Source organism: Polaribacter sp., from assembly GCF_965656025.1.
Taxonomy (GTDB): domain Bacteria; phylum Bacteroidota; class Bacteroidia; order Flavobacteriales; family Flavobacteriaceae; genus Polaribacter.
In genome coordinates this window covers 1-8,328 of the sequence record NZ_CBFHJT010000094.1, presented here as the reverse complement: position 1 = coordinate 8,328, position 8,328 = coordinate 1, and the positions used below count along the sequence as shown (strand labels likewise).

Here is an 8,328-nt window from a genome sequence, read left to right as displayed (position 1 = left end):
TCCTTTATCGCGCGATTTTTGTACCCAACCAGCCAAGGTTACTTCTGTATTTATATGCGAATCTCTTAACTCGCCACAAGAATGACTTCTATACATTGTAAATTTTAATTTACAATTCTGAACATAATTCAGAATCTTTGTTATGTTTTAAAATCCTGAATTTGTTTCAGAATTCGTCTGCAAAATTAATCATTTTTAGAGAAAAATCGCTTGTTTTTAATACTGATTTATTCCCATAAAATCTTTGTAAATTTGTCTTTATGAGCGTAGTTAATATTCAAGAAAAATTCAATTTGTTTACAGACCAATGGTCACCTAAAAAAATAGGCGAATTAAATGGACAGCAAATTTTATTAGCCAAAATACAAGGCGAATTTATTTTTCATAAACACGATGATGAAGATGAGTTGTTTATGGTGCAAAAAGGGGTTTTAGAAATGCATTTAAGAGATAAAATCATCACTATAAATGAGGGCGAATTTTATATTGTACCAAAAGGTGTTGAGCATAAACCAATTGCCAAAGAAGAGGTACATATTTTACTGTTTGAGCCACTTTCTACGAAACATACTGGTGATGTTATTGCGGATATTACTGTAGAAAATTATGAATCAATTTGACAATTATCTTTTATCAATTATCAATAAAAATATATGAAACTGAAAAACAACCCATTACAAAATAAATCTTATGATTTTGCTTTATTAATTGTCAATTTGTGCAAGCAAATTATGACAAATAAAAAAGAATACATTTTATCTAAACAATTATTAAGAAGTGGAACTTCTGTTGGAGCAAATATAATCGAGGCAAATGGAGCTATTTCTAAAGCTGATTTTTCCGCGAAAATGTCAATTTCCTACAAAGAAAGTCTAGAAACAAAATACTGGTTATCTTTATTAAAAGATAGTTATTATATAAACGAAAATGAATTCTCTGAATTATTTAATAAAGCTGATGAAATTTCTAAAATTTTGTTTTCCATTTTAAAAACTACTAGAATAAATAAAAAGTAATTAAGATTTCTTAATGAAAATTGATAAAAGATAACTGATAACTGAACAATGAAATTATATATAGTACCAACACCGATTGGAAATTTAGAAGACATGACTTTTAGAGCCATTAAAGTTTTAAAAGAAGTCGATTTTATTTTAGCAGAAGACACACGTACCAGTGGTAAATTATTAAAACATTTTGAAATTGCTACCCAAATGCATAGTCACCACATGCATAATGAGCATAAATCTATTGAAGGAATATTAAAGCGTTTACAAGCCGGCGAAACTTGTGCATTAATTTCAGATGCTGGCACACCAGCCATTTCAGATCCTGGTTTTTTATTAACGAGAGCTTGTGTAGAAAATAAGATTGAGGTAGATTGCTTACCTGGTGCTACGGCATTTGTGCCTGCTTTGGTAAATTCTGGTTTACCGAATGATAAGTTTGTTTTTGAAGGTTTTTTACCTGTAAAAAAAGGAAGACAAACGCGTTTTTTACTATTGGCAGAAGAAACAAGAACCATGATTTTTTATGAAAGTCCGCATAAATTGGTAAAAACTTTAGGCCATTTTATTGAGTATTTTGGAGCAGATAGAAAGGTTTCTGTTTCTAGAGAATTGACTAAAATGTTTGAAGAAACTGTTAGAGGAACAGCCACAGAAATGTTAGCCCATTTTACAAAAAAACCACCCAAAGGAGAAATTGTAGTTGTTGTTGAGGGGAAAAATAAATAAAAAACTATTTCAAGATGAATTATAGAAAACTAGGTAAAACCAATTTAAAAGTATCAGAAATAAGTCTAGGAACTTGGCAAGTAGGAGGGAAATGGGGAAGTGACTTTAACTTTGATAATGCAGAAAAAATAATAAATTCTGCCATAGATAATGGAATTAATTTTATTGATACAGCAGATGTCTATAGTGAAGGTTTAAGCGAAAAAGCTATTGGTAAAGTTATTCGTTCTAGATCTGAAGAAGTTTTTGTAGCAACTAAATGCGGACGACAATTAAATCCTCATATCAATGCATCTTATACAACAGAAGTGCTAAGAAAATTTGTTGAAGACAGTTTGCAAAATTTAGGTTTAGAAAGAATAGATTTAATACAATTACATTGTCCGCCAACTGAAGTTTATAGTCGTCCAGAAATTTTTGGTTTGTTCAACGATTTAACGAAAGAAGGTAAAATTAGAAACTATGGTGTTAGTGTAGAAAAAGTTGAAGAAGCTTTAATGGCAATGGAATTTGAAGATGTTAGTACAGTTCAAATTATATATAATATGTTTCGTCAAAAACCTAATGAGTTATTTTTTGAAGAAGCAAAAAAGAAGAATGTTGGTATTATTGCTAGAGTTCCATTAGCAAGTGGTTTGTTAACTGGTAAATTTAATAAAACAACAACTTTTGACAAAGATGACCATAGATTTTTTAACAGAAATGGAGAAGCTTTTGACAAAGGAGAAACTTTTTCTGGTATAGATTATCATTTGGGTTTGCAAGCTGTAGAAGAATTAAAAAAAGTTTTTAATGGAAATGAAAACCTTGTACATAAAGCATTACAATGGATTTTATCTTTTAATGAAATTAGTTGTGTAATTCCTGGTACTTCAAGTACAGAACAATTGCTGTCTAACTTAAATACATTAAAAGCTAGTCCAATTTCTAAACAAGAAATAGAACAAACAAATGCAATATACAATAGGTTTATTAAGTCTGAAGTGCATAATTTATGGTAAAATATTTTTTATCAATTTATACTCAATTTTAGTTATAACTATTTTTTCAAATATAAATTATTACACTTTAAATAAAACTTATGCTTATTCAACAATTTAAAACGAAACTAAAAGAAAACCCAACATCAATATCATTTAATGAAACCATGCAAATAATTGATGAGCATTATCACTTTACACCAACTGCTTTTACCAACGGAGCAATTGAAAATAAAGCTGGAGAAAACGCTGGTTCTTGTAAGTTATTTGCGTTTGCAATGCATCAACAATTAAGCAAAGAAGAAACCTTATTTTGCTTTGGCGAACATTACCAATCGGTTTTAGAAGATGCAGATGGTACAACGCATCAAAATATTAGAAATTTTATGAAAACTGGTTTTGATGGTTTGTCTTTTGAAAATTCTGCTTTAACCAAAATTATTTAAAATATCTGTGTTTTTAATTGGTCTATTTTTTGATAAATTTTATTAAAAAACTTTTTTCTTTCTACAGAAGCTTCGCCAGAAATATTTTTAGAATAAATTAATTTATTATTTAGATGATGCTCTATGTGGTCTGTTGTATTTTTATCTGTAACTTTAAAATAGGTTAAATTTGTATAAGGCGTAAATGCTGTTTTTTCTGTATCTGTTTTCATTAAAATATTATTTAACAAAGACACTAAACCATTATAATACAACTCAAATTTCTGGTTACTATTAACTCGTTTTTTATGAAAAGCCTGCTCTTCTACAATTTTAAGAGAATCAACAAGACCTTTTAAAATAAGATGCGCTTCTTGTTTTGTAGTTAAACCTACATCATAAAAATATTTAATTTGATTACAAATATTGTCTAAAGTTGAATCATTCCATACTTCTATTAAATTTACTTTAGAGTATTGCTCTAAAAAGCTATTGTACTTCTCTAAAATTTGATTTGTTGGTTTAAATTCAGAAAAAGTAACATTTTTATGCTTCTTGTTTTTACTTAAAATATTGATAAAAAGAAATATTCTAAATTTTTTAAAAATGGCATTATCTGTATGATAAAAAGGATAATCTTTAGCACAATTTATAATATAGCCTTTTTTTGAATCTAAAACTTTTTGAGTTTCTTCCTTTGATTTATCAAAAAAGACGTCTAAAAAATTATCAGAAATAATATTGTGTGTTTTTTCAACAACAATTTTATTTGAACATAATTTATTCTGACCTAAAATATCGTTTAAGTTTAAATTGTAATGGTCTGCTATAATAAAAGCTTCTTTTAAAGAAAGTGTAGTTTTTCCTTTAATTCTTCTGTATGCAGCATCATAATTAAGATTTAATATATCTGCAATTTCATTAATTAAAGATACATTTTTTGGTAACTTATCTTTAACTATTGTAAATAGTAACTCTTCTTCTGTTCTCATAAGGTCTCCTTTTCAACATCTCAAAATGTGCAAAAAAAAATATTTTATTTTGCATATTTTGCAAGAATAAAACTTTGATGTTTTACTATATTTGAGTGTAAATTAATGAGGTTGGGGGACCTTTGATAATTTTATTACAGTCTTTTCAGGTTTTACTTGAAAAGACTTTTTTTTGAAGATGTAAATATACTTTTTTATTATTAAATAAAAACTAAATATGTTTGCCAACCTCAAAACCATGCTTACCTAAATATTGATTTCCAGAATCTATTGCATCTTTCTCTAAACTTGTTCCCATAGAATCGTTCCAACGATTTAAATAGCCAAACAAAGAAATTACACCTAACATTTCTACTATTTCGCCTTCATCCCAATATTTATATAATTCTTCTTTTATTTTGGCATCCACAGCATTTGGAATCACAGAAGCTGCTAAAGAAAAATCTAAAGCTGCACGTTCAGCGTCAGAAAAAGCAGCATGTGTTTTATACTCCCAAATATTATCTAATTGCTCTTGTTCTGCACCATAACGTTCTGCTGCTCTAATGGCATGCGCCTGACAATATCTACAACCAGTTGCATTACTAGAAACCCAAGCAATCATTCTTTTTAAAGCAGAAGTAACACGTCCTTCATTTGCCATAACTGCTTTGTTTAAATTTATAAAAGCTTTTGATATTGCAGGTCTACGTTGCATGGTTAACACTGAATTAGGACAAAAACCCAAAGTTTCATTAAAAAATTCTGCTAGTTGTTTTGTTTCTAAATCGTGTTCTGCTTTTAAAGGTGTTACTAAGGGCATATCTGTTATTATTTTCTAATTAAACTAAAGCTTCCGTTTTTTTCTACCGATAAACCATTTTTATCTGTAAGTAAGGTTTTGAACCAATAACTGTTAGATGGTAATTTTTTTCCTTCATAAGTTCCGTTCCAACCTAAACCTTCTGGATTTATTTTATGAAGTAAAACACCAAATCTATTGTAAATATAAATATCTGAAACTGTATAAAAGTTTTTATCAAACCCTTTTATATTCCAATAATCGTTTTTACCATCATTATTAGGTGTAAAAAATTTGGTGTACTCTAAAATAGAAAATTGATATTGTTCTATTCCACAACCTCCTTTATCTTTAATAAATAAAGTATGCATACCTGTACTAATATTGTTAAAAATGCCTTCCTGTTTATAGACTCCAAATTCGTCATCTATGGCAAATTCATAATTACCAATTCCTAAATCTTTGGTAATAACTTCAATTGAGTTATTATCAGAATCATCAATAATTAAAATATCGTCTTTTGTAATCGATGCTTTTTCAGAATTTGTGACTAAAATAGTTTTGGTTAACGATTCACAACCTGCAGCAGATCTTCCAATCACGGTATAAGTTCCTGAAGAATTTATCGTTATTGAAGCCAAATCTCCTGTTAAAAGAGCTCCATCTTTTTGCCAAACATAGGTATAACTTCCCTGCGCATTTGTTGTTTCTAAATCTATAGATCCAATATCTTCACAAAGAACATAAACATCTTGTACCAAATCAAATTCTGGAACAGTATTATCTACTCTTGCTATAACTTCTGTTCTATTTAAAGATACACAACCTGAGTTATTAGCTTCGACAAAAAAAGAAGTCGTTGTTGTTAAATTTGGTGTCTCATAATTATCACCAATAAAAATTGGAGTTGTACTAGAAGCGGAATCATACCAATAGACATCTCCTGCAGAGGCTTCTGCACTTAACGTTGCATTTCCTGAACATATTAAAGCATCTACCGTATTAATAATGGTTGGTTTTTGAATTACAGTAATTGTAACTGGTATTCTATCTAATGTAACACAACCATTAACAGAAACTGTTGCATAGTAGGTTGTTGTTTCTGTAATATTATTTACTGTAAAATTGTTTCCTCTTGCCAGTTCTGGTTGTGTACCTCTATTAGGATTATCATGCCATAAAATTTCTCCTTCACTAGGAATAGCAGAAATTGTTGCAGATTCAAATTCACAAACTATAGCGTCTGTAGTTGATACAACTTGAGGAATATAAATACTTGTACTAGCAACTATATTTAAAGATGGATCTGAAGGAACTCCGTATTCGACAATATATCCTTTAGGGTGATATGGCCCTGGGGGATCACCTGCGATTCTTAAATCATTCCATTGTCCAGGATTACCAATACTAGGATCGGTTATATGCAAATAATCTTCACCTACTCCTCCATGAAAATTATCTGGTTGATTAATATTCCAATTTTCAAAATTTGGGCTAGAACCATTATTCCCTCCATTCCAAAAAACTGTTCCTGCTTCTGGCCCAGTTACCCATTTCCACACGCCTTCTGTTTCTTCATCAGAGCCACCAATCCAACCTGCACCAGAAGCTTGCTTACCTGCAAAATCTGCTTCTTCTTGTGTTGTTAATGTTGCTAAATACCCTTGTCTTCCATAATACGTTTTGCTCTCAGCTGCCATCTTAGCTTCGTCCCACCTAATTCCTATGTCAGATATAAACTCATAAAAGTGATCTGTTGATGGTAAATAATTTGTATCATCAACCGTTAAAGAAAATATTTTTTCAATAGCTATATTATCTACAGCAGTTGTAAAAACAACTTCTTTTACCGCTCTTTCTAAATCTGCAAATACTATTTCTGTTGCACTTGCAGCTGCTGTTAAAGTTAGTTTACCTTCATTTATATTCCAGTTAGAAACAATGTTTGGATGTGAACCTGTTAATTCTAAAAAGTCAATATTAGCTTGGTATCCAGATGATATTTGGATAAAAAACGCATCTATCCCCGTGTCATCTGAATCAGTAATTGTAAAATCTGTTACAACATTTATAGGGCTTCCAAGACAAAATGCTTGTCTACCAACTGCTGTAATTGATGGAGCATTATCTGTTTGGGCAAATAAAACAGAACACACACATAAAAAATAGATTAAGACTAATTTATATTTAAGATATAGAGATTTATTCATTTTAATCATTAACTTATAAGGGTTTTCTTATTTTTGTAAGAAAGCACAATTTAATACTTCAAATTTTAAAAAAATATTATTTATGGTTAAAAATATAATTAGTACCGTTTGGACAGGAAAATCGCACTTTGAAACCGACAATCCTAGTGGCCATAAATTAACCATGTTTGATAAATCTCAAGACAATGGAGATACTATTGGTTTTGCTCCAAAAGCATTAATGCTTTCTTCTTTGGCAGGTTGCTCTGGTTTAGATGTGGTTTCCTTGCTAGAAAAAATGCGTGCAGAAGTTACGGATTTTAAAGTTGAAGTAACTGCAGAATTGACTGACGAACATCCTAAATTTTATAATATGGTAAAAGTAGATTATCATTTTTATGATGCTGAACTACAACCAGAAAAAATACAAAAAGCAGTTAATTTATCAGTTACAAAATATTGTGGTGTCATGGAAATGTTTCGTCAGTTTGCAGATGTAGAAACAGAAATTCATTTGCACAATTTAGAAAAGTAACCTAATAATTTGCTATGAGATGGACTTTAAAACCTGAACCTAATAAAGAAAAAGTAGAAAAACTCGCACAAGATTTACAAGTTGATAAAACCCTTGCTTCAATTCTTTGCCAAAGAAATATTGAAACTTTTGAAGAGGCTAAAAAATTTTTTAGACCCAGTTTAGAAGATATTCATAATCCTTTTTTAATGAAAGATATGGGTTTGGCTGTTGAAAGAATTGAGACCGCCATTACAAACAAAGAAAATATCTTAGTTTATGGAGATTATGATGTAGATGGCACTACAGCAGTTTCTTTAGTTTCATCATATTTAAAAACAATAACTCCAAATATTGCCACTTACATTCCTGATAGATATGAAGAAGGTTATGGAGTTTCGTTTAAAGGAATTGATTTTGCTGAAGACAATAATTTTTCGCTAATTATCGCATTAGATTGTGGTATCAAAGCCATTGATAAAGTAGCTTATGCTTCTAAAAAAAATATCGACTTTATTATTTGCGATCATCACAAACCTGGAGATGCAATTCCGAAAGCAGTTGCAGTTTTAAACGCGAAACAAAAAGGTTGCAACTATCCTTTTGATGAATTGTGTGGTTGTGGAGTTGGGTTTAAATTGATTCAAGCTTTAGGCTCAAAACACAATCTAACGATTAAAGATTTTATTCCGTATTTAGATTTAGTGGCCA

10 protein-coding genes are annotated in these 8,328 nt (G+C 29.9%); 7 read left to right on the top strand and 3 right to left on the bottom strand.

The genetic code is table 11. The annotated features are described in order from the left end of the window. Positions 1-260 precede the first annotated feature (260 nt). The 5 genes from ACTG3S_RS13460 to ACTG3S_RS13440 all read left to right on the top strand — a co-directional run bounded on the left by ACTG3S_RS13460 (position 261) and on the right by ACTG3S_RS13440 (position 3,162). Positions 261-620 carry a cupin domain-containing protein gene (locus ACTG3S_RS13460; RefSeq protein WP_439129857.1) on the top strand — a complete coding sequence of 120 codons (360 nt, stop codon included), beginning with the start codon at positions 261-263 and terminating at the stop codon, positions 618-620. A gap of 33 nt (positions 621-653) precedes the next feature. Beyond that, positions 654-1,016 carry a four helix bundle protein gene (locus ACTG3S_RS13455; RefSeq protein WP_439129856.1) on the top strand — a complete coding sequence of 121 codons (363 nt, stop codon included), beginning with the start codon at positions 654-656 and terminating at the stop codon, positions 1,014-1,016. Between the two features lie 48 nt (positions 1,017-1,064). Next, the gene (gene rsmI, locus ACTG3S_RS13450) at positions 1,065-1,736 is read left to right on the top strand and encodes a 16S rRNA (cytidine(1402)-2'-O)-methyltransferase (protein ID WP_439129855.1); all 672 of its coding nucleotides are present in this window, start codon (positions 1,065-1,067) and stop codon (positions 1,734-1,736) included. A gap of 14 nt (positions 1,737-1,750) precedes the next feature. After that, positions 1,751-2,737: an aldo/keto reductase gene (locus ACTG3S_RS13445; RefSeq protein ID WP_439129854.1), complete on the top strand. Its 987-nt coding sequence runs from the start codon at positions 1,751-1,753 to the stop codon at positions 2,735-2,737. An 80-nt stretch (positions 2,738-2,817) separates the two neighbouring features. After that, positions 2,818-3,162 (top strand): HopJ type III effector protein, encoded by a 345-nt coding sequence (locus tag ACTG3S_RS13440; RefSeq protein ID WP_439129853.1) that lies wholly within the window; start codon positions 2,818-2,820, stop codon positions 3,160-3,162. On the opposite strand, the gene ACTG3S_RS13435 is transcribed toward ACTG3S_RS13440, so the two are convergent. From ACTG3S_RS13435 to ACTG3S_RS13425, 3 genes are all read right to left on the bottom strand, one after another. Next, positions 3,159-4,133, bottom strand: coding sequence for a hypothetical protein (locus ACTG3S_RS13435; RefSeq protein ID WP_439129852.1), 975 nt, complete (start codon positions 4,131-4,133; stop codon positions 3,159-3,161). The genes ACTG3S_RS13440 and ACTG3S_RS13435 overlap by 4 nt on opposite strands. Positions 4,134-4,344: 211 nt before the next feature. Further along, positions 4,345-4,935, bottom strand: coding sequence for a carboxymuconolactone decarboxylase family protein (locus tag ACTG3S_RS13430; protein ID WP_439129851.1), 591 nt, complete (start codon positions 4,933-4,935; stop codon positions 4,345-4,347). An 8-nt stretch (positions 4,936-4,943) separates the two neighbouring features. Continuing rightward, entirely contained in the window at positions 4,944-7,124 is a 2,181-nt protein-coding gene (locus tag ACTG3S_RS13425) for a T9SS type B sorting domain-containing protein (RefSeq protein WP_439129850.1), read from the bottom strand. Between the two features lie 82 nt (positions 7,125-7,206). Here ACTG3S_RS13425 and ACTG3S_RS13420 point away from each other — a divergent pair, with 82 nt between their 5' ends. Next, complete coding sequence (locus tag ACTG3S_RS13420; protein WP_439129849.1) at positions 7,207-7,638, top strand: OsmC family protein; 432 nt, start codon at positions 7,207-7,209, stop codon at positions 7,636-7,638. 14 nt (positions 7,639-7,652) lie between these two features. Further along, positions 7,653-8,328, top strand: a 676-nt coding sequence (locus ACTG3S_RS13415; RefSeq protein ID WP_439129848.1) for a single-stranded-DNA-specific exonuclease RecJ, incomplete at its 3' end; no start/stop codon positions are given.